Below are 1,880 nucleotides of genomic sequence, written 5' to 3' on the forward strand. Positions count from 1 at the left end.
ACCGACGGCGAGACCGCGTTCCACTCGCTGGACGCCGGGATCGACTGGAACGTGGTGTTCCTGCTGCTCGGCATGATGGTCATCGTCGGGGTGATCAAGCAGACCGGCCTGTTCGAGTACCTGGCCATCGCCGCCGCCAAGCGCGCCAAGGGCAAGCCGTACCTCATGCTCGTGATGCTGGTGACGATCACGGCGGTGGCGTCGGCGGCGCTGGACAACGTCACCACCGTGCTGCTGATCGCCCCGGTGACGTTCCTGGTGTGCGACCGGCTGGGGCTGAACCCGATCCCGTTCCTGATCGCGGAGGTGATGGCGTCCAACATCGGCGGCACGGCGACGTTGATCGGTGACCCGCCGAACATCATCATCGCCAGCCGGGCCGGGTTGTCGTTCAACGACTTCCTGGTGCACCTGGCGCCGTTCGTGGTCGTGCTGATGGTGGTGTTCGTGGTGGTGTGCCGGTGGCTGTTCCGCGACGCGTTCCGCTACGACGAGCAGCGCGTGGCCGAGGTGATGGCGCTGTCGGAGCGCGACGCGATCCGCAACCGGACGTTGCTGGTGCAGAGCCTGGTCGTGCTCGCCCTGGTGCTGGCCGGGTTCACCCTGCACAGCCTGCTGCACGTCGAGCCGTCCGTGGTCGCCCTGCTGGGCGCGGGGCTGCTGGTGCTGATCTCCGAGGTCACCACCGAGGAGGCCATCGCGGACGTCGAGTGGGAGACCCTCGTCTTCTTCATGGGCCTCTTCGTCATGGTCGGCGCGCTGGTCGAGACCGGCGTCATCAACCAGGTGTCCGAGGCGCTCGCGGACGCCGTGGGCGGGCAGCCCCTGGTGGCGGTGATCGCGCTGGCGGGCGTGTCGGCGGTGCTGTCCGCGATCGTGGACAACATCCCCTACGTCGCCACCATGGCGCCGATCGTGGCCGACCTGGTGGCCGCGCAGGGCGGCACGCCCCAGGCCGAGGCGATGTGGTGGTCGCTGGCGCTGGGCGCGGACCTGGGCGGCAACGCCACCGCGGTCGGTGCGAGCGCCAACGTCGTGGTCCTCGGCCTGGCCGCCCGCAACGGCACGCCGATCAGCTTCTGGCAGTTCACCCGCTACGGCCTGGTCGTCGCCGGGCTGTCGATGCTGCTCGTCCTGCCCTACCTGTGGTTGCGGTACTTCGTGCTCGCCTGAGGCCGCCGACCGGCGGTGGGCCGATCTGCGATAGTGGTCGTGATCGCCCGGTCGGTCCGCACTCCCGCGCGAAGGCGCTGCGCCGCACGGAGGTCCGCGAGCGAAGCTGATGACCAGCCCTGGGAGGGAGCCGCGTGGTGATCCGGGCGGATGAGGTCGTGGTGGGTGTCGACGGCACGGACGGCGCGGCGGGTGCGGCCGAGTGGGCGGCGCGGCAGGCGGTGGCGTGGGGCCTGCCCCTGGCGCTGGTGCACGGGTTGCGCTGGCCGGTCTACGACCAGGTGCACCTGCACCAGCCGGAGGGGGCGTCGGACGAGGAGTCGTTGCGGCGGTGGGCGGTGCACCTGCTGGACGGCCTGGCGGAGCGGTGTCGCGCCCTGGGGCCGGTGGAGGTCCGCACGAGCGTCGTGCCCGGTGACCCGGCGGACGTGGTGGCCCGCGGCGCGGACCGCGCGGCGTTCGTGGTGACGGGCCACTCGGGTGGTGGCGGTGTGCGGGGCGTGCTGCTGGGGTCGGTCGCGTCGCAGCTGGTCCAGTCGTGCTCACGCCCGGTCGTCGTCGTGCCGGAGCAGGCGTCCGGTGCGGCGGAGGGTCCGGTGGTGGTGGGAGTGGACGGCTCACCGGCCGGCGGTCGGGCCGTGCGGTTCGCCTTCGAGTTCGCGTCGCACGTCGGCGCCGACGACGTGCTGCTGCACGCGACGGGTGAC

2 protein-coding genes are annotated in these 1,880 nt (G+C 71.8%); both read left to right on the plus strand.

All coding sequences use genetic code 11. The annotated features are described in order from the left end of the window. On the plus strand, positions 1-1,173 hold a 1,173-nt coding region (locus tag AB0G02_RS37805), incomplete at its 5' end, for an ArsB/NhaD family transporter (RefSeq protein WP_360804593.1). A 137-nt stretch (positions 1,174-1,310) separates the two neighbouring features. After that, positions 1,311-1,880 (plus strand): universal stress protein (locus AB0G02_RS37810; protein ID WP_360804596.1); only part of this gene is annotated, 570 nt, incomplete at its 3' end.

Origin of the sequence: Actinosynnema sp. NPDC023658, from assembly GCF_040639995.1 — a bacterium.
Classification (GTDB): domain Bacteria; phylum Actinomycetota; class Actinomycetes; order Mycobacteriales; family Pseudonocardiaceae; genus Actinosynnema.